We start from the raw sequence: 19,814 nt of genomic DNA on the forward strand, positions 1-19,814 counted from the left end.
ACCTCCAAATCAATAATGATACGGTCTGTTGTCAAGAATAGTATGTGCCCTGAAAAGCTGCTCCAAAAGAATTAGAACGGCCATTTCATGCGTAAATGTCATTCTTGACAAGGACAGCTGTTGCCAGCCCTTCGATAGAACCTCTTCACTAAAACCCAAGGGTCCCCCAATGAAGAAAGTCGGGCTGCTTACTCCTATATTTTGCCATTTTTCAAGCATTCGTGCAAACTCTTCCGATGAGCGATGTTCTCCTAGTTCGTCAAGAAGGAGTATCTTGTCGCTCGAGTCGGCAATTTTCAAATACCTCTTGCCTTCTCTCTCTTTGACAATCTCCTTGTTCCTGGAGGTGTTGCCTCCTAGAGGGAGATACTCAATATCAACTTTACCAAAGCTGCTGAGCCATTTTCTATACTGGTCGATACCCTCAACAACAAAACCCGACTTTGGCTTCCCCGTTGCAAAAATCCTGATATTCATCTTACTTTCTTTCCGCTCTTGATTACTCCCTTTACGAGATCTCTAGAGAAATTGTAGACGATTTCACTGTAATCCTTCACCTTCAGAAGCAGCAAATCGGCATCGTATCCTTCCTCTACTCTACCCTTTCTACTCTCAAGACGCAAAGCGTATGCGCTATTCACAGTGTAAGCATTTATCGCTTCTTCTACGGAAAGACCACAACGCGAAACCGCCAAGAATATTATTAAGAAAGGGTTATAGATGTTGCAGGAACCGGGATTGAAGTCTGAGGCTAATGCAACTATAGCTCCCCTATCTATCAATTCGCGACCTCGTGCAAAATCCTCATTAAGGAAGAAAGATGTTCCAGGCAGAAGAGTGCAAACTGTATCGCTCTTCGCCAGGAGTTCTAATGTCTCATTGTCTGCGGAGATCAAGTGATCGGCGGAGGTGGCTCCAAGCTCAACCGCTAACCTTCCGCCTCCTGATGATGAAAGTTCATCCGCATGGAGTTTCGTCTTGAACCCCATTTTTTTCGCCTTACTCAAATACTTTCGCGACTGCATTTCGTTGAACACACCCTTCTCGCAGAAAACGTCAACCGTATCGGTGTATTCTCCAAGTTCAGAGAACATGTCTGCCATCGAATCCAGAAATTCCTCTTCAGATCGATACTCCTCTGTCAATGCATGGGCACCCAGAAAAGTGGGAATAATGTCCATTGGGTGAATGGAATTCAATGTCTTAAGAACCTTCAGCTGCTTGAGTTCGTTATCCCTGTCGAGACCGTAACCGCTTTTGCCCTCAATAGTAGTAACTCCAAGAGAAAGCATCGCGTCAAGGTATCCCATTGACTCGGCCACAATTCTGGAAGCAGGAGCGCTTCTTACTTCTCTTACGGTTGACCTGATACCCCCTCCTGCATTCATTATGTCCATATAACTCTTCCCAGAAAGCCGCATTATGAACTCATCACTTCTACTGCCGACAAACGGGATGTGGGTATGACAATCGACAAATCCGGGAATAACCACCAGCTGGCTGCCATCAACATACTCGTTCGCCTTCACAAATTCGCTACCGACATAAGTAATCTTGCCTCCCTCGATTGCAATGTTCACACCGCGTTTGATTTCAAGAGAGGACATTTTCTTGCCCCTTAACGGCCCCAATTCTGGAGGTGAAGCAGTCTGCAAGACGTCGACAATTGCCAAATCAACCAACATCTCTAACTATCCTTGTCTGCAATGAAATCCAGCACCTTCTTCTCAAGAATTGAGGAGCTGGAAAATCTCTCGAGCCTAAGATAATGATCAGCAACATCAACAAGTGCCTGAAGTGGAGTAAGTCCTACTATTTCAGATCCTACAATCGGAACTCCGTACCTTTCAGCTTCCAACCTTATCACTTCGAATACCCTGAATAGAGGAGTCTTTTTGTAATTGGTCATGTTCATCGAGATCTGAACCATATTCCTGTCCTCTAGTCTGAAGCCAAGCGCCTTCACATACCGAAATCCTCCGCTTATATGTCTGATTGACTTCGCGATCTTATTTGCGATCTCGATTTTGTCAGTTCCCAAATTCACGTTGAAAGCGATAAGATACTCTCTACAACCTACCGCCACAACACCGGCAGAAGGATGAATCTCTGAAGGACCAAAATCAGGTTTCCACTGTTCGTCAGCGATCTTCGAAGCAAAGTTTTCGAACTCTCCTTTTCTTATGTTTGAGAGACTTACACGCTCCGAACAAGTCGCGGAGTCTTCATACAGGTAGACTGGAATCTGTAGCTCGTCACCAATTCTCTTTCCCAGTTTCTTGGAGAGAGCCACGCATTCCTCCTTTGTCGTATTCATAACAGGAACGAGAGGAATAACATCAGTTGCCCCCATCCTCGGATGTTCACCAGAATGGTTTCTTAGATCGATCAGTTCTTTTGCTTTAAGAGTCATATTGAACAGAGCAGTTTCAACTGCTTCGGGTTCACCGGCAATCGTAACGACAGAACGATTGTGATCAGCATCACTTGAATAATCTAAAACCCATACATTCTTTACCTTACTGGACTCTTCGACAATCTGCTCGACCACATCCAGCCTTCTTCCTTCACTGAAATTTGGCACTGATTCAATGAGTCTCATCTGTACCTCCTCAAACAAACTGCTATTCATGTTCTCTATCGTACTCTACCTCTTTACCTGTGTAACTTTGGACAATACCCAACTGTAGCGCAAATATCATCGATGACGATCCGCCGTAACTTACAAATGGCAAAGGGATGCCCGTGACTGGCAGAAGCCCCAGATTCATTCCGATATTCTCTACCACGTGAAAGGCAAAAACAGCGAATATCCCGCTTAGAACTATTCTACCAAACTCACTTGTGGTTTTTCTGGTAATCGACCAGATTCTCCATAAGAGCAAAGAATACAACACTATAAGCGAAACGGAGCCTATGAAACCCCATTCCTCCCCCAGAACCGAGAAAATGAAATCTGTGTGATCTGCTGGAACGTATCCAAGTCTGTTCATAGTACCCTGAAGCATTCCGGTACCTTTAAGACCTCCAGAACCAATTGCTCTGATTGCCTGAATAGTATTATAGGCGGCACCTGACGCATATTCTTCTGGATTCAGGAAGCTGAGGAGCCTATCCCTTTGATATGGCTTGAGCCCGAACATAAAGACAACTGGAACAACGAAAGCAATCAAAGCAGTCATCGCAATCATCAGTTTATCAAATCTCTTGCTGATGAGAGTAACAAAGTACCAGATTACTACAATTATGATGGTCGAACCGAGATCGGGTTCCAGATAAATCAGACCTGCAAAGATGGCGGCAGAGAGAACACCAAGAGAGAAAAGGCCGTATTTGTTTTTCGCTTCCCTAGAATAGATGAACCCCAAGAAAAGTATCAGAGAGAATTTGGCCAGCTCGGATGGCTGAAAACTGGCGATGCCCAGGTCTATCCATCTTCTTGAACCTTCTCCAGAACCCAAATAGAGAACTGCGACCAAAGTGACCACTGAAGCAAAAATCAAGACAATAGACATACTCTTCCAAAAGTTTCTCTTAATCACATACGCCGTGAAAACGAAGACAGCACAAGAAAGCAGCACCCAAACTAATTGCCTTCCGAACAGATACTCCTCTCTCTCACCAAAAGTTGCGCTAAACAACACGATGAGGCCAAACACCATTATAGAAATCATAAATATTGGAAGTAAAAACTCTGCTCTTCTCCTCATTATGCTCTCCTCTCGCCCGAAACAATTATATATCTTAATTATTCTACTTGAGATTCTAGATGTTGATTCGCCGACAGTGGTCACGTCGTCTCAGATTGCTTTGCTCTGGAGGTAGGCAAAAATGTATAATCTCATTGTTAGGGTCAATTTTTCAAAAAGAGCGAGATATTGAGTATTAGAACCCGAGACAGGCAAATTCGATTTTTGAAGGACGTGAGGTTGATTATGAATGTAAGAGAAATCATTGAATCAAAGGATCAAAGAAAGCTATCCATGGTTTCCGCATACAGTTACTTTGAAGCCAAATTCGCAGAACAGGCCGGTGTTGATTTAATCCTTGTAGGAGACTCCCTCGGAACTATGGTTATGGGCAAAAGAGATACATTATCGGTAACAATGGACGAAATGATCTGGTCTCTTAAATCTGCCCGCAGGGGCTCAAAGCAGGGGTTTATTGTTGCCGATATGCCTTTTGGATCCTATCAATGTTCAAGAGAGAAGGCAGTTGAAAATGTTATTGCCTTTCTAAGGCACGGCGCCAACGCTGTAAAGATTGAGGGAGGTTACGAAACTGCAGACCTGATCAAGTATCTAGTTGATAGAGGATTACCTGTTATGGGACATATTGGAATAACTCCTGAACACGCCAGCTTGGATGGGGAGTACCACATACAGGGAAGAGATGAAAGAAGCATCAAGAGGCTTATTGAATCTGTGAATGATCTCGAAGAAGCAGGCGTCTTTGCGATTCTTCTGGAAATGGTTGTTGAAGACGTTGCCAGGAGGCTGACTGAGGACACGTCAGTACCAACATTCGGCTTGGGTTCAGGGCGTTACTGCAATGGACAGTTTCTTAGATTGCATGATCTTCTCGGCATAAACGACGAGTCGAAACCTAAGTACATAAAGAGATACGCTAACCTGAAAACAGATATCATTGCTGCTCTTTCAAGGTTTGACGAAGAAGTGAAGTCGGGAATGTTCCCCGATGAGGAAAACGCATTTGAGGGTGTTGAAGAGGTTTGAAGGGCGGCGGTTCCAGGCTTGATGATGCGGAAAAGATGAAGTGTTGACATGATGGTAGGAGAGAATGTAGTTTCTTTCTCTGAAATCGATTCGACAAATCGATTCGCTATTGATAACCTGGACAGGCTGCCTTCTGGCTCGGTCATATGGTCACTTTCTCAAACAGAGGGTTATGGTAGACATGGAAGAGCCTGGTATTCAGGTAAAGGTGGATTGTGGTTCTCCGTTGTATTCAAGCCAACGCTAATCAAAGAGCCAAATGAATACACAAAGACCGTCTCTGTTGCTATAGTCGAGACTCTATTGCAGCTGGACTTCAAGTCTGTCAGAATAAAATGGCCCAACGATATCCTCATTAGCAACAAGAAAGTTGCTGGCGTATTAACTGAAGCTGTCTTCACCGGGAACTCGCTCAATGGTATCGTGGTTGGCATAGGCATAAACGTGAACAACGAGATCCCCGCTGAATTGAAGAAGATTGCCACATCTCTTAACTCGGTGAAAGGAACCTACATATCCCTAGAATTGCTTCTTGGCAAGCTCAACAAAAGGATTGAACTTCTGAGGAAGCGATACATCATCAGAGGGAAGAACAAATACTTGACGAGACGTTGGAAGAAACACCTTGCTTTTTCCGAGGGAGACGAAATAACTGTATCCCTACACAAAGAGGAGAAAGTGACAGGTATAATAAAGAGGATCAACCCATCATCGTTACAGATCGAACGAGAAGACGGGGAGATCCTTGATATCAAGTCCGGCGAGCTTATTCTCTAGTTTCCCTAATCACTTCTGAAAGAAATTCTTCTGTGACTCTTACTACAAGAGTCCTATTCGAAAAGCTTATTGAAACGACATCTCCGGGTTTTAGTTCGGAAGATGGTTTCGCCGGAACATTGTTCCTTTCAACATAGCCCTTATCAATCGCTTCTTTTGCAATTACTCTTCGCTTTATTATTCCATTAACCTTAAGAAATTTATCCAGGCGCAAATCAAATCTCCTATAAGTATACGCTTGACTATCTATCTTCAAAAAGGTATAATTATGTCAACGAGATGTTCTTGCCCCCGCCACTCCGCTAAGTGCAGGGGCTCTTTTTTTTACTTGATTACCACAAGGCTTCTGATTACACTCATATCTTCGATGAACTCGCTATTTATAAGCACTCCGCTCTCAATCTCCAATCCCATAAGCCCGGTCAATATGTAGCCGGAATCAATAAAGAGACGCGCAAACCCATCAGAACCTACGAACCCGAGGAGTTTGTTGTATGTTTTCAGTTCCGAGACTACCACTCCATTTTGAAGCTCTTCGTTGGTTCTGATTTCATTCTTCGAAGAAACGTACAACCAACCATCCTGAATCCAAATGTACTGGCCCTCAACAATGAGAACGTCGCCTGAAACCAATACTTGCAGATCGGGATCAGTCTTTTCAATCATAGATCTAGCATCATCTATTGATCCTTTGTACCCTGCCCTAACTACATAAGAATATCCAACTGATTCAGAGTCATCGGAAGCAGTCCCCTGCGTTCCCATAAGGCTTGAGAAGATATCGTCAACCGAGATATTTGCATCGATCATAATCTCGCCTGTCATATCTTTTGAGAAATCTACGAAGCTCACATTACCTATTCTGAGAGCTTCCAACTCTAGAGGAACCAAGCCGAGACCGACAAATTCAAGTTCCGATAGAAAGGAAAGATCGTCAATCCTTGCAAATCCAGAAACAAGTGGGAGGTGGCGCGTAACTTCAAGATCGTCAACAGAGGCTCCTTCTAGAGCAACATGAAACCTCTCTCTGCTTTCTTCAAAAAGAGGAATAGACAATGCCTCTGCAATCAATATCCCCTCCTCATTCCAAACAGAGCCCTTCTGAATAGTGCCTCCCATATCCACGTAGAAATAGCCGAAACCCGGCGAGAGATCAGACTTAACCAGAGAGAGGTTGTATCCCTTTCCAACCATCGAATATGCCTCGATGTCGCCAATGTAAAGGTACTCTTGATCCACGGCAATACTCAGTTTGATATCAGAAGGCAGCAACTGTGGAAGCAATTTCTCAATTGCCGTCTTCACAGTTCTGGGGTTTGATATCGGGCCAAGGATTGCTATCACGCGATCTAAGCCCTCTGAATCCACCCATGCGGCCAGCCCAAAATCTCCATCGAAAGCCCTAAAAATATCCTTCGGATCAAGACCATTATTATATGCCAGCATCTCAACGTACTGAGCAATCAGCTGTTCTATGGCCAGCTGATTGAGCACCATATCAAATAGAACTGTTTGCTTCGAAACTTTGTAATTATCATTTAAGTGCTCTACTACCAGGACGCTCTGTGACGACACTGGCAGTCTCTCAGCCATGGAATCAACACTAGCTAGTGATAGTGCTCCGACAACAAGTAAAACAAGCACCGTCAATTTCTTCATTTATTCACCTCCAAGATCGTACTCTGATTTTAGACGACTGAACAGCCTGAACTGTTCCTGGTGTGATTCTACCACTAGATAGTTGTGTAGGTGTGACTGCCATCCTCGTTGTGACTTCCAAACTATGAGTGTAGTAATTGGCAAAAGAAGGTCTTGAGCTAATGATTCTAATTGGTATATAGTATAATGATTGTTGTCAAACGTGATTTGGTGCCAAGACCTAGAAAGAGAGGAGCGTTGCTTGAGGTTTCTGAAGCTTGTCCAAAATGATCTTCTTCTCATTTTCAAGTCAAGAGCTTTTCTTCTGATGCTGGTATTGCTGCCGGTAGTTCTTGCATCAATCTCTTCCATAACTTCCGATACGGGAGGTTACTCAAACTTGAGGATAGGTATTGTAAATGAAGACAAGACATTTGTAGGGCTTTTTTTCGTACAGTACGCTACATCAATGCTTAAAGGCGAAAATATCGTCCAGCTTTCAAGCAGGAGTGAAATCGACTCCGTAATCGATGATCTAGATGGTGTCTTTGTTATTCCAAGGGGATTTGCAAACAATCTCCTTTTTCAGGAACCGTCGGAGCTAATCTTCATTCCCAATCCCGGTTCGATGCAGACTGCGGTTGCAATCTATCAAGTGATGAGCAACGTATTGAGAGAATTCAAAGCTCTCCCCGTTGTTGCAGATCCAGAATTCATGAAAACAGTGGATATCGACCCGAATTATGTGGCACCCTCTCTCTCCGTCGAAGGGATAACCGAATCAAGACTCAGTTTCTCTTCCCTTCTCTTTCCAATAGTCCTGGTTACGACGATAATGTTTGTTTCAACAGTCGGAGCCGCAACGGGAATCTTCGAGGATCGCAGAAGTGGAGTGATTGACCTTCTACGGCTTTCAAACGTTGGAGCAATAGAGTATACAGGAGCCAAGGTTTTGAGTTTCACGGTTTTTTCCACAATACAGGTTCTGATATTCATAACTGCTGGAAGCCTTTTTGGGCTCCAGATAGCCTCTAATCTCTTTCTCTACATAGCGGTAATTGAGGTATTCATTGTCCTTTTCACATCCATAGGGATTCTGATCGGCACGATTTTCAATTCTGCTAGGAGTGCGCAGCTTACATCTGTTTCTATTGTTACGACCGTGCTAATTCTCAGTGGAATCCTGATACCTCATTCAATGTTCCCCGAATGGCTTGAGATCTTCAGTAAAAACCTTCCCGTAACATCTCTTCTCGTAGCGCTTCAAGGCATCTCGATGCTAGATTTCAGTCTCTCCAAGGTGATTGTTCCTTCCGTTCTGAATTTCTCACTGGCAGTTATAATAGTTCTTCTTGGCGGAATTGTGGTAAGGAGAGAGGACATATCACTAGCAGATTAGGTCGTTGACTGCTGCTGACAAAAGAGTTATAATTGCTTTAGTTGAAATGCTCCCAAAGGGAGAGGGCTTGTTTTGCCCTCTATTTTTTATTATGGTGGTGTTGTTTGTGGAGGACCTGAAGAAAGAGTTGCTCGCACTGGCAAATGAAGTCGCAAACAACCTGGGGTATTCGATCTATGACTTAGGTCTCTCAAGAAGAGGAAAGAAGAGACTGGTGAAAGTCACGATCGATAAGCTGGACGGATATATCTCAATAAGCGACTGTGAATCGTTTTCGGCCGAGTTTGATAGAGCACTTGATTCAGCGGACCTCGTTCCCTTCTCTTATGATCTGGTAGTCGAATCCCCGGGGCTTGAACGTGCATTAAGAGATCTTGATGATTATGTCAGATTCACTGGAGAGAAGGCAAAGATTATACTCAAGGAACCCGTTGAAGGGATTTCAGTTGTGATTGGAAAGATCGTCTCGTGCCAAGGTGAAGTTGTTACTGTCGAGAGCTCTGAGAACGGTAAAGAGATAGCATTCCACTTTTCAAATGTTAAGCGTGCTAACCTAAAACTATGATTTGGATGGTGAGGTGTTCATATGAATCTCAATCTCTTGGAAGCCCTTGACCAACTGCAGGACGAAAAGAGTATCGAAAAAGAAGAGGTCATTGATATACTTGAGAAAGCGCTGCAAAGTGCCTACAAGAAGAATTTTGCTTCGGAAAGCGATGTCGATGTGAGAATAGACAGACTCACAGGTGACATTGAGGTTTTCGAAAGACTTGTTGTTGTTGATACAGTAGAGAATCCTTCTTTGGAAGTAACTCTGGAAGAAGCTCTCAAGGTAAACTCTGCCGCTGAGATAGGCACCGCAATTGAGAGAAAGTTGAATATCAAGAAGTTCAAGAGAATCGCTGCACAGACAGCTAGGCAGGTGCTAATTCAGAAGATCCGTGAAAAGGAAAAAGAAAACCTGTTCGATAAGTATGTAGATATGAAAGGCACAGCAACCACTTCTGAGATATTGAGAGTCACTTCCGAATGGGTTGACCTTCGAATAGGAAAGTTAGAGACCAGGATTCCCACAAAGGAACTAATTCCTGGAGAACAGCCGAGGCTGAACTCTCTGATGAAGGTCTTTGTTGTGGATGTTGCGAGATCTGCAAGAGGTCCTCGTTTGCTTGTGACGAGACGTACACCTGAATTCGTCATCGAGCTGCTCAGACTTCAGGTTCCAGAGATCGAAAGCGGAGATGTGACAGTCAAAGCAATAGCTCGAGAGGAAGGGGTCCGGTCTAAGGTAGCTGTCTTCAGCGATAATACCAAGGTTGATCCCGTAGGAGCCTGCATAGGGGAAAGCGGTGCAAGAATTGCCGAGGTTCTTCGCGAGATAAAACCCGAAAAGGTCGATATCCTAAGATGGAGCAATGTTCCGGCCGAACTAATCGGCAATTCGATTGCACCAGCCTCCGCTTTAGAAGTGAAAATTGTGAATGTAGAAACCCACGAGGCGGTGGTTTACGTTTCTCCAACACAATTATCTCTAGCAATTGGAAAAGGCGGGCAGAACGCGAGACTTGCCGCAAAACTGACAGGCTGGAAGATCGACATAAAGCCCATAATGTAACTCAGTCTGGAACGGACGGTGACTGATTATGAAGAAAGACCAACTAAGGGCCGAACTTAAGAGAAGAAACCAGAGAATGACAGCTCAAAGAGAGTACGTGCTAAGATTCTTCTTTGAAGCTGAGACAGATCACTTAAGCGCCGACGAAGTCTATCACAAGATTCAGAGCAAGAAATTCGGGATAAGCAAAGCAACCGTTTATAGAACCATTGAGTTGCTCGTAGAGATAGGCCTTCTAAGGAAGATTGTTTTCGAAGATGGAATTGTAAGGTACGAACCGGTGAAAAGGGGAGAGCATCATCATCACCACATAATCTGCAGCAACTGCGGTTCCGTTGTCGAGTTTCACCTTGACAATCTCGAAGAACTTGAAGAGCTAGTGAAGTCAAGAACAGGATATAGTATAGACGATCATCAGCTTAAATTCTACGGTTTGTGTCCAGAATGCCAGAGCAAAGTGAAGAATAAGAAAAGTGACAGCAACGATAATAGATAGGCAGTAAGAGGTTCAAAGCGTATCGCCGGGATGACTCCCCCAATTACACTAGTGACTTCACCAAGTAACGAGGACATGGCTCTGAGACTACCAGCAATAAAACTGCCTACTATTTGCAGGCCAACAAGATCTGCTACCAAGATGAAAATCATTCCAAGATACGAAGGCACAACGAAGACTGGAACCATTACTACGGTTAACGGTATTCCTGCTAGAGACAACGTGCCAAATGTACTGAGAGAAAGCGGGATGATAGCCGTCTGAGCGATCGCTCCAACAAGCAATGTCTGACTCAGCAGATTCTTATTCTCGATTGCAGGCAAGAAGATTAGAAGCGCAGCTGTTGCAAAGAAACTCAGCTGGAATGAAATTGACGCAACAATAGATGGTTGTGCCATAACAATAATAATTCCGGAAAATCCCAGAATATTAAGCGGGTGCTGTCGATAATCAATGATCTTCAGTAGTGAATAACACAGTAACATCAAGAATGTTCTGGTAGCAGATATCGCTGGACCAGTAGATAAGGTATAGAAGAAGAGCAAGACAATAGAAAGTATCAGCTTCGTTTTCCTACCTAACATGAGAAAAGAGAGAGCGGAATGGACCAGCAAATACATAAGACCGATGTGCAAACCAGAAACCGCAAACAAATGCGCAACTCCAAGATTAGAAATCCTCTCCCTGGTCTCAAAATCAATGTGGCTTCTATCGCCGGTGAAGACGGCTGCAGCAATCGTATCATTTAGTTTGTACCTCGAAAGTAACTCAGTAACATACTTTCCAGGATAAGAGAAGACCTCTAGCCTCTCGACACAGGCCTCAATATTCGATTCGATCTTGAAAAGAGGAAATGATTCTTGCCTTGTAAGAGTTCCCGCTGTCCAGATTATCTGGCCCGCAAAAGCTGCAGCTTTTCTGTCGGAAAGCCTTATGTTTACAGCGACGGGAAGATTCATCCACTTTCCCTCAACAAGCACTCTTCCCATGCTTGCCTCAACGTTTCCCGTTCCGCCTCTGGATATGTATCCCACATATTCTACTTTTCCAGGATCAAGTGTCTTCAACGTTAGAGACTGCCCGAGGCAACCGACCACAAAGAACATGAGCCAAATGAAAGGGCTGACCCATCTGGAAGAAAGAAGAATGACGGCTGTCGATATAAGGATAAGTGGTATCCATGCACCTGCCGTCCAGTCAAGTGCAAATACCAACAGCTCCCCAAGCATCGTTGCAAGGAGATAGTATAGAAACGGGAAAGAGGTTTTCCTTTTCAGAAGTCCACCTAGCATAAATAGATTGTACATCCCTTGCAACGCTTTGTGAACAGCGTGTTCGATGATTCACATGTGATAGAATATTATCGTTGAATGTTCCTGGAGGTTTTGAGGTGAGACAGTTTTCTTTTGGCGGGCTGACGCTGGTGGGTTACTATGGATATAATAACCTTGGCGACGATCTACTATTGCTTTCATCACTATCCCTAATTGATGAGATAGGGTTTGAAGGGCCAATATACTTGCCCGCATCTTCTCACATAGAGCAAATAACTCATAGATTCCCTTCGAAACTCGATATCAGATTGGTTAGTCGCTTTAGTATTGGTGAGATCACAAACTCAATTAGGCACTCAATTGTCACCATCTTCGGAGGGGGAAATCTCCTACAGGACCAGACTAGTTGGAGGAGCTTCCTTTACTATTATGAGATTGCCAGGCATACCCTTAACAGGGGGAAACCTCTGCTTCTTCTCTCTCAAGGTTTTGGACCGTTGAACAGACAGATCAACAGAAAGGCTCTAAATAAGCTACTGAATAATCCTCTTACCTTTGGTGTAATGAGAGACTTAGTCAGCTACAAATATTTCTCTTCTATCTCGAAGAGAGTTATCTCAGGTACTGACTACGGCCCCTACTATTTGCAGAAAAAGGGAATAATTCCGGAAAAACGAACAACCGAAAGTGGTCTTGCGGTAATTGTATTGAAGAATGGAACAAGTGTTGATGACGTCCTCAATTCGCTGAGGCTGAACAATCTGACTGAAGTGTGCGCTGTGGGTTTTCACAATCATCATGACGAAGAAAAGAGAAGTGAGCTCGAATCTAAGGCCAGATCAAATGGATTCAAAGTTAGAAAGCCTCCCGAAGACCTCGAAGGCATGATAAGAATCTTCAACAATGCAGAACTGATAATTACTGAGCGTCTTCACGGAGCAATTCTTGCTATCTCATTAGGAGTTCCATTTGTGTGGAAGAAGAACACGAAACTCGATAGATTTGTGAGATCTCTTAACAAGGATTGCGAACTCTCCTTTGAAGGAAGCTGCGAGAGCTTGAGTCTAGCCATCAACAGTTCTCTGAAAGAGCCTGTTAATCTCAAAGACGAATACTGGTCTCAACTTGAGAAAACGGCAACCGAATCAAAAGAAGTATTGATTAAGTTGATCTATAGAAGGTGATTGAATGTGGAAATATTTCCTGCCAACTAGGGTCTTCTCGGGGACTAAAACAATAAGTCATAATAATGAGCTTTTCAGAGAGATCGGAACTAATGCTTTCATAGTCACTGGAAGGTCTTCAGCAATAAAGAGCGGGGCACTTGACGATGTGCAGGAAGTGCTTGACGCGTTGGATATTCCAAGCACATTATTTGATGAAGTGGAAGAGAATCCCTCCTTCTCAACAATTGAGAAGGGCGGAAAAATGCTCTCAAATAGCGCGTGCGATTTCGTGTTGGCAATCGGTGGCGGCAGTCCGCTAGATGCTGCCAAGGCTATCTCAGTAGTTGGGAAGAATGGCAACTGCAGCTGCAGAGATCTATTCGAAGGAAAGGATCTTCCTGCATTTCCAATAGTCACAGTCCCCACCACGTCTGGGACCGGAAGTGAAGTTACACAGTACTCGATTTTAACCGATCCGGAAGGTTCGAAAAAGGGCTTTGGCATGCCTTCAACATTTCCTAGAATCTCTTTCTTGGATGCGAGATACACTGTAACAATGCCCGTGGATGTAACAATTTCAACTGCACTTGATGCCTTATCTCATTCTATAGAAGGCGAAGCAGTCAACAAGGGACAGAACCCCCTGGTGAAGATGCTTTCGAAGGAAGCAACGAAGATTATAAAGCAATCACTCCGTGAAGTCTTGAAGAATGAAAATGATGTCTCTTCCCGAGAGCGGATACAGTTCGCCGCGACACTTGCCGGGATTGTTATTGCCCACACGGGAACGACCGCAGTTCATGCCGCAGGTTATCCTCTCTCATCCTTCAAAGGCATAAAGCATGGAATGGCAAATGCACTCATGTTGATTGGGATATTCGAAAGAATAGCCAAAACCGACCCGAATAGAATAAGCGGTGCAATAGAACCTTTCACTGATCTAGATGAGCTTAACGCCTTCTTACAGGAGTTTGGTGTAGGAAGAGTCTCATTACAGCTCTCTGAAGAAGAGATTGAGAAATGGTCCGATCAGACCTCTAAAGCATCTCATCTGAAAAAGACGCCGGGTGACTTCGACAAGCAATTCTTCGTTAATCTTTACAAGAGGATAATAAGCGATTGAGCCCCAGAGTGTTCCTCAAGAAAGAAATCAAGAGGAGGGTAGCTTTTGGCCATCCGTGGGTCTACGACAACGAAATCGAAAAACACGACCCGCTCGATGATGGTTGCATAGTGGACGTGTTTACGTATTCTGGGCAATTCTTGGGAAAGGGTTACTACAATTCCGGTTCCACGATAAGAGTAAGATTCATTACAAGAAGGAACTGCAAACTCGATACAGACTTTTTTTCAGGAAAAATCCGAAGAGCAATACAACTGAAGTCTCTACTTCTAGAAGATAGTGACGCCTTGAGAATCGTATTCGGCGAGGCGGATGGTCTACCAGGATTGATAGTTGATAGATTCTCCGATTGGCTCGTAGTTCAATTCAATACTCTTGGCATCCAGCTAATGAAGAAGGAAATCATCGAAGCCTTGATCCTCGTTTTGAAACCAAAGGGGATTTTCGAAAAGAGCGAAGGAACCTCCCTTGCAAAGGAGGGCCTGGAAGCTAAAGAAGGATGGTTGTACGGCAACGGGCCGGAGCTTCTGCCATTCAGCTTAAACGGAATCAGCTTTCTTGCAGACACAAAAGGGCAGAAGACCGGTTTTTTTCTCGATCAGAGAGAAAACGCAAAGCGCTTATCAGACTACGCCACCGGTCGAAGAGTACTCGACGTTTTTTCTTACACAGGTAATTTCTCCTTTCATTGCATAAACAAAGGAGCACGAAGTGCGATTCTGGTCGATTCCTCTGAGCGTGCGCTTTCCGTCGCAAAGGAAGTAGCAGAGATAAACAGGTTCTCTGATAAGTGTGAGTTCATCAAGACAAATGCTTTTGATTACTTGAGAGAGAACAGTCTTTCAGACTTTGGTCTTGCAGTAATAGACCCTCCGGCAATGGCGAAATCTCCATCTTCCAAGAAGAACGCTCTCAGGGGCTACAAAGAACTGAACCTGAGAGTAATCAAGAGTTTAAACGACGGGGCATTGATTGCTTCTTCTTCTTGCACACAGATCGTTTCGGAAGAAGATTGGATGAGAACGATCAATGATGCTTTTCACGATTGTAAGAAATTGGGTCTAGTAGCTTTCAGGGGTGGACAATCACTGGATCATCCAGAGGTTACTTCGATATTCGAGACCAAGTATCTTAAGTTCTGTCTATTTCACATCTTTGAACTGATAAATTACTGAAAATCGGGCAGTTACTGCTGAAGTATTAATGTAATGCTATAATTCAGAAAAGTCTAACGGCTGGAGGTAGATAGAAATGGCCAAAGTATACGTTGTGACTTCCGGAAAAGGGGGAGTCGGCAAGACAACAATCACGGCCAATATTGGTTGTGCTCTTGCCAATTCAGGGGCGAAGGTTTGCCTTATTGACGCAGACATAGGTCTCAAGAATCTGGACATCACATTGGGTCTTGAGAATAGAGTTGTGCATACAATTCTAGATGTTGCAAATGGTAAGGTAACTGCTTCTGAAGCGCTAGTGAGGCATAAGCAAATCAAGGGACTTTATCTACTCGCGGCCTCACAAATTGCAACGAAAGAAATGCTTTCCCCCGAAGATATGAAGAAAATGATTAGTGAGCTGTATCCGAAGTTTGACTATGTCATTGTGGACTCACCTGCAGGAATAGAGAGAGGATTCAGGAACGCCATAGCTGCAGCTGAAAAAGCTTTGATTGTTACTACTCCCGAACTTCCAGCCATTACTGACGCTGATAGGGTCATCGGACTTCTGGAGAACTCCGGGATGCAGGAGGCGAATATCAGACTCGTGATAAACCGTTTCAAAGTCCAGATGGTCAAACGTGGTGATATGCTTACAAGAGAGGATATTCAAAGTAACCTCGCAATCGACCTGATCGGGATTATTCCAGATAGTGACGAGGTGATCATAGCAACAAACAAGGGTGTACCGGTTATCCTGAACGGAAATGGAGAAGGAATCGGAAAGGTCTTCGAGAACATTGCTTTGAGGATGAAGGGAGAACCGATCCCCGTTGAACGGGATATCCTTGAGCAAGGATCGAAAGGATTCCTTGAATTCCTTAAGCGCATCTTCAGAAGAGACTAAGAGGGAGTTGAAGTGTATGTTCTTTGGACTTTTCAGGAAGAAGAAGAAAACCGAAGGAAGCAGAAAAGAAGCAAAGGATAGACTTGATTCCATAACTGGTGGCAGGAGGTATTCAGTACCGGTGAGAGAAGTGATCCCTCAAGATATCCTCCAGAATAGCGGTAAGGATATGGTACACCAGATAAAGACTTACGTTGCCGATAAGTATAAGGTTAAGGAAGAAAACGTCAAAGTTCAGCTTGAAGAGCACAACGGATACGTGGTAATTATTACAAACGTGGTCTTCCATTGATTCTTATGAGATATGCTGTAAAAACAAGCCTTAGAAATCAGCTGATAGATATTACCGATTTCATAGTTGAGTCAGTTAGAGAGTCGAGGGTCTCACACGGTATTGTTAATGTCTTTGTTCCGCATACCACGGCAGGAGTAACAATCAACGAGAATTCCGATCCAGATGTTGTTCAGGACATCTTAGAATGGATGGGAAAAAGCATTCCAAAAAGTGATAGATTCAGACACCGCGAAGGGAATTCTGATGCACATATTAAGGCTTCCTTGGTTGGTTCTTCAGTTACAATACCTTTCAGAGACAATTCACTCGCGCTGGGAACATGGCAGTGCGTTTATTTCTGCGAATTTGACGGTCCTAGGAGCCGTGAGGTAATCGTTACGATAGTGGAGTAGCAATTTCTCTCATGAGTCTTCGTCACTTACAGTAATTGGGGCTCTGAGAGAAGACTGTGGGGAGGGGACACAATGCGCAAAGGAAGATTCTTGTTTCTTGCTGTTCTAGTTTTCGGATCTTCGCTCTTCGCAATCAAGGGCTTCACCTGGGACATGGGCATACCTAAGTTCTATTTTGCATCGGTCTCAATAGCGATCTTCATAGTCTCTTTCTCATTGAAAGCTGTGAGAAATCCCTGCAGTGTCAGAGTAACGCTTCCGCAGCTGCTTTCATTGTTGTTTGGATTCCATGCGTGTCTGACTACCTTCCAACTTCTGAACACGCTGCCAAACGTCTTTCTTACTTCACTCGGTTTTGCAATGAATCTGCTTCTCTTTCTCCTCTTTTCATTGCTCATCTCGGCAGAGAAACAGGAAACTCTACTGACTATTCTCCAACTTTTCCTGTTTGCGGGGCTTATCATAGCCTTTGATGCCGTATTTTCATTCTACACGGGATATGGCTTGCTTTGGGGGACTGAGAACGATCCGTTCACAAGAGGAAATCTCTCATCCGTTATAGGAAACGTGAACTTCACGACCGACCTAATGGCAATGTTGCTATTTCCAGCTGCTTTTCTAACCGTTTCCAAGAAGAAGATCTGGAAGCACGAGAAGATTCGGCACTACTTCTACCTTTCACTCTTCTCACTTTTCTTGATAGTAATAGTGATAGGCCAAACAAGAGCAGTCTATTATTCAGTAATAATATCGATAGTCTTTCTAGTAGTCTTCTTGATTTTCTCAATTCTGAGGTTCAAACTCAGATCCTTCATTTCTGTATTTAGCAGGCTATTTGTCATTCTTCTTATTATCTCCACGATAGTAATTATGATCGTCTACTCTGGAGACAACCCTTTGACAAGCGGTCGTTTCAGCTTCTCTGAGAGGTTAACGTATACCACTGACGACTACGTTTCCGTCGACGTCAGAATTCTTCAGTGGAAAGCAGCTATCAAACAGTGGGAGAGTTCAGCCTTTCTGGGTACAGGCTTCGGATCATACAAGTATCTTTCTACGGAGAACATGGGAAAGGTACTGACTGAAGAGCCAGAGTACATGTATGTTGCAGGTCTGAACAGCATCCGAACCCACAACGAGTATCTTCAGCAGATGAGTGAAACAGGAATAATCGGAATCGTCCTAATTATGACCTTCATAGTTGCAATGCTTTTCTACACTGTCGGGGTGGTGAAGAGTTCCTCCTCTGTCGAGAAGGTCACAAAGTATCTCTTTCTCGAAGCCGGGTTACTGGTAATATTCGTTCATTCAGTACTTTCCTTTCCTGGTCATCTAATGCCAAACGCATTACTAGCTGTCTTCCTTTTTGGATTCATCATGAGCCCTGAGTTTTCCGAAGCGAAGGGAGTCACTGTTCCTATGTCAAAGGTACTTCCGCTACTGCTGGTTGTATTCGCGCTGAGTACATCAGTTCTGATGAGTAGAACGTTTTTCGCGGAAGGCCTTTTCACAAAAGGCTACATTGACTACAGAAGAATTGAAAGCATAAACCCGCAGATTCCAGAGTTAGTAAACTCGATCGGAAGTATCAAGAGGGAAATCGAGAATCTTGAGGACTATGAGGGAAGGTACTCCTATCTTCAACATGATGACTATATTCCCGATAGATTGATTGAATTGCAGAAGACTTATCCTGAGGCACCCTCAGAGTTGCTTCAACATATGGCTTCTGAAGAACGAGAAAATGCCTTTGCGTCAACGTTATCCGCGCTGGATTCTAAGCTACGATCTGCTTCTTCAGCGCTTCTAAGGGCGAGGCAGGACTCGTCAAACAGTTTCTACTCCGCGATGCGTAATCTGTCGACATCTAGAGAGATTTCCAGAGGCCAATATTTGTCAGAGGCTTACATAGGATACATGTATTTGACTGCTCAGAGAAAGGAAGATTTCCGTCTAAAGCTCAATATGTCGGGCAATGCATTAGCCGATGCCTTCACAGAGATATTCGCCAGAGAAGATGTCTTCTCGACCTGGCTTAACGAAGACACATCGCCGGGAGGTATGCTCAGCGAGTTGGAAATCGATCACTCATACCTTAGAGAGTTACCCGGTTTGTTGCGAGCAGACCTTACGGCTACCGATGTTTCTGCTCTGCTAGAGGTCTTGGATATCAATCTGCTTATCGACTATCAAGTGACTCTGGATGCGATAGATGCTCTTCTGAGGTCCACAAAGATATCTCCCGATCTTCAGGTAGTGAGAAATGTGGCAAGCTTGCTTTTCCGCGCGATGGCTGCTGCCGAGAGAGTCTCAGAAGAACTGGAGAAACTCGAAGGTTTTGTTGCAGACAGCGGCTCTCTAACCTCTCTAGTAGATTCGATCAGAAAGCTTCCAAAATCTAAGAGAGGGCATCTCGAGACACTCTACGAAACCGCCATCGAATACAACCCTGGTGGATGGTTGAAGGGAAGCAACAACGTCTACGGCGAGTATTCAAGAAACGTACTTCTTCTCTACGGTCTCGATGGACTGGATAAGGTTCAAGAGATAGCAGAGAGAGAGGTCTTTGCCTGGAATACGATGAAAGCAACGAATCGAGTCGTCCCATTAGGCAGCATTGGCCAGCTAACTCCTCTAAAGGATTACGTTTCAAGAGAATGGTTCGACAATCTTTACGAAGAAGTATATTTCTGGAGCGAGGAAACTTCATCCCTAATTATGAGAGAGATGGAAGAAGAACAGTTCTCAGGAATAGCACTTGAGAAGGCCGAATCAGCCCTAAACGAAATCGAGAAGTTCCTTCAGCTTTATTCACTTTGGTAACCCGTTAAACGTCACC

At 44.1% G+C, this 19,814-nt stretch carries 20 protein-coding genes; 13 read left to right on the forward strand and 7 right to left on the reverse strand.

Translation table 11 applies throughout. The features are described 5' to 3' along the window. Window positions 1-9: 9 nt before the first annotated feature. From B3N33_RS02780 to B3N33_RS02795, 4 genes are read right to left on the reverse strand one after another with little or no spacing between them, the layout of a single operon-like run. Window positions 10-477, reverse strand: a complete 468-nt coding sequence (locus B3N33_RS02780) for a 23S rRNA (pseudouridine(1915)-N(3))-methyltransferase RlmH (protein ID WP_214061194.1) — start codon at window positions 475-477, stop codon at window positions 10-12. After that, the gene (hutI, locus tag B3N33_RS02785; RefSeq protein WP_214061193.1) at window positions 474-1,685 is read right to left on the reverse strand and encodes an imidazolonepropionase; all 1,212 of its coding nucleotides are present in this window, start codon (window positions 1,683-1,685) and stop codon (window positions 474-476) included. Before hutI ends, B3N33_RS02780 begins: the two co-directional genes overlap by 4 nt. A gap of 2 nt (window positions 1,686-1,687) precedes the next feature. Then, window positions 1,688-2,602, reverse strand: coding sequence for a glutamate formimidoyltransferase (ftcD, locus tag B3N33_RS02790; protein ID WP_214061192.1), 915 nt, complete (start codon window positions 2,600-2,602; stop codon window positions 1,688-1,690). A 22-nt stretch (window positions 2,603-2,624) separates the two neighbouring features. Then, window positions 2,625-3,710, reverse strand: coding sequence for an FtsW/RodA/SpoVE family cell cycle protein (locus tag B3N33_RS02795; RefSeq protein ID WP_214061191.1), 1,086 nt, complete (start codon window positions 3,708-3,710; stop codon window positions 2,625-2,627). Window positions 3,711-3,935: 225 nt separating this feature from the next. Here B3N33_RS02795 and panB point away from each other — a divergent pair, with 225 nt between their 5' ends. Together panB and B3N33_RS02805 are read left to right on the forward strand one after the other, a co-directional pair. Further along, a complete protein-coding gene (gene panB / locus B3N33_RS02800; protein ID WP_214061190.1) occupies window positions 3,936-4,736 on the forward strand; it encodes a 3-methyl-2-oxobutanoate hydroxymethyltransferase in 801 nt (266 codons plus the stop codon). Between the two features lie 48 nt (window positions 4,737-4,784). Continuing rightward, window positions 4,785-5,513 (forward strand): biotin--[acetyl-CoA-carboxylase] ligase, encoded by a 729-nt coding sequence (locus tag B3N33_RS02805; protein ID WP_292588448.1) that lies wholly within the window; start codon window positions 4,785-4,787, stop codon window positions 5,511-5,513. Here the strand turns inward: B3N33_RS02805 and B3N33_RS02810 are convergent. Both B3N33_RS02810 and B3N33_RS02815 read right to left on the reverse strand, forming a co-directional pair. Continuing rightward, window positions 5,503-5,727 carry a S4 domain-containing protein gene (locus B3N33_RS02810; RefSeq protein WP_103133904.1) on the reverse strand — a complete coding sequence of 75 codons (225 nt, stop codon included), beginning with the start codon at window positions 5,725-5,727 and terminating at the stop codon, window positions 5,503-5,505. The genes B3N33_RS02805 and B3N33_RS02810 overlap by 11 nt on opposite strands. A gap of 110 nt (window positions 5,728-5,837) precedes the next feature. Continuing rightward, window positions 5,838-7,172, reverse strand: coding sequence for a hypothetical protein (locus B3N33_RS02815; RefSeq protein ID WP_214061189.1), 1,335 nt, complete (start codon window positions 7,170-7,172; stop codon window positions 5,838-5,840). A gap of 241 nt (window positions 7,173-7,413) precedes the next feature. Here B3N33_RS02815 and B3N33_RS02820 point away from each other — a divergent pair, with 241 nt between their 5' ends. From B3N33_RS02820 to B3N33_RS02835, 4 genes are all read left to right on the forward strand, one after another. After that, window positions 7,414-8,550, forward strand: a complete 1,137-nt coding sequence (locus B3N33_RS02820; RefSeq protein WP_292588444.1) for an ABC transporter permease — start codon at window positions 7,414-7,416, stop codon at window positions 8,548-8,550. A 106-nt stretch (window positions 8,551-8,656) separates the two neighbouring features. After that, window positions 8,657-9,115, forward strand: coding sequence for a ribosome maturation factor RimP (rimP, locus tag B3N33_RS02825; protein ID WP_292592129.1), 459 nt, complete (start codon window positions 8,657-8,659; stop codon window positions 9,113-9,115). 21 nt (window positions 9,116-9,136) lie between these two features. After that, entirely contained in the window at window positions 9,137-10,165 is a 1,029-nt protein-coding gene (gene nusA / locus B3N33_RS02830) for a transcription termination factor NusA (protein WP_214079309.1), read from the forward strand. Window positions 10,166-10,193: 28 nt separating this feature from the next. Then, window positions 10,194-10,661: a Fur family transcriptional regulator gene (locus B3N33_RS02835; protein ID WP_292588440.1), complete on the forward strand. Its 468-nt coding sequence runs from the start codon at window positions 10,194-10,196 to the stop codon at window positions 10,659-10,661. Here B3N33_RS02835 and B3N33_RS02840 read toward each other — a convergent pair. Then, complete coding sequence (locus tag B3N33_RS02840; protein WP_292592131.1) at window positions 10,592-11,953, reverse strand: ComEC/Rec2 family competence protein; 1,362 nt, start codon at window positions 11,951-11,953, stop codon at window positions 10,592-10,594. The two genes, B3N33_RS02835 and B3N33_RS02840, sit on opposite strands and share 70 nt — an antisense overlap. 98 nt (window positions 11,954-12,051) lie before the next feature. On the opposite strand from B3N33_RS02840, the gene B3N33_RS02845 reads away from it, so the two are divergent. The 7 genes from B3N33_RS02845 to B3N33_RS02875 all read left to right on the forward strand — a co-directional run bounded on the left by B3N33_RS02845 (window position 12,052) and on the right by B3N33_RS02875 (window position 19,798). Next, window positions 12,052-13,119 carry a polysaccharide pyruvyl transferase family protein gene (locus B3N33_RS02845; RefSeq protein ID WP_214061185.1) on the forward strand — a complete coding sequence of 356 codons (1,068 nt, stop codon included), beginning with the start codon at window positions 12,052-12,054 and terminating at the stop codon, window positions 13,117-13,119. 4 nt (window positions 13,120-13,123) lie between these two features. Beyond that, window positions 13,124-14,224 (forward strand): iron-containing alcohol dehydrogenase family protein, encoded by a 1,101-nt coding sequence (locus B3N33_RS02850; protein WP_292592133.1) that lies wholly within the window; start codon window positions 13,124-13,126, stop codon window positions 14,222-14,224. Further along, a complete protein-coding gene (locus tag B3N33_RS02855; protein WP_292592135.1) occupies window positions 14,221-15,399 on the forward strand; it encodes a class I SAM-dependent rRNA methyltransferase in 1,179 nt (392 codons plus the stop codon). Before B3N33_RS02850 ends, B3N33_RS02855 begins: the two co-directional genes overlap by 4 nt. 76 nt (window positions 15,400-15,475) lie before the next feature. Continuing rightward, complete coding sequence (minD, locus tag B3N33_RS02860; RefSeq protein WP_099830633.1) at window positions 15,476-16,288, forward strand: septum site-determining protein MinD; 813 nt, start codon at window positions 15,476-15,478, stop codon at window positions 16,286-16,288. Window positions 16,289-16,304: 16 nt separating this feature from the next. Then, window positions 16,305-16,580, forward strand: a complete 276-nt coding sequence (locus B3N33_RS02865; RefSeq protein ID WP_006491911.1) for a cell division topological specificity factor MinE — start codon at window positions 16,305-16,307, stop codon at window positions 16,578-16,580. 5 nt (window positions 16,581-16,585) lie between these two features. Then, window positions 16,586-16,975 (forward strand): secondary thiamine-phosphate synthase enzyme YjbQ, encoded by a 390-nt coding sequence (locus tag B3N33_RS02870; RefSeq protein WP_214061199.1) that lies wholly within the window; start codon window positions 16,586-16,588, stop codon window positions 16,973-16,975. Window positions 16,976-17,047: 72 nt separating this feature from the next. Next, complete coding sequence (locus tag B3N33_RS02875; RefSeq protein WP_292592138.1) at window positions 17,048-19,798, forward strand: O-antigen ligase family protein; 2,751 nt, start codon at window positions 17,048-17,050, stop codon at window positions 19,796-19,798. Window positions 19,799-19,814 lie beyond the last annotated feature (16 nt).

The sequence above is a fragment of the Mesotoga sp. UBA5825 genome, from assembly GCF_002432955.1.
Taxonomy (GTDB): Bacteria; Thermotogota; Thermotogae; order Petrotogales; family Kosmotogaceae; genus Mesotoga.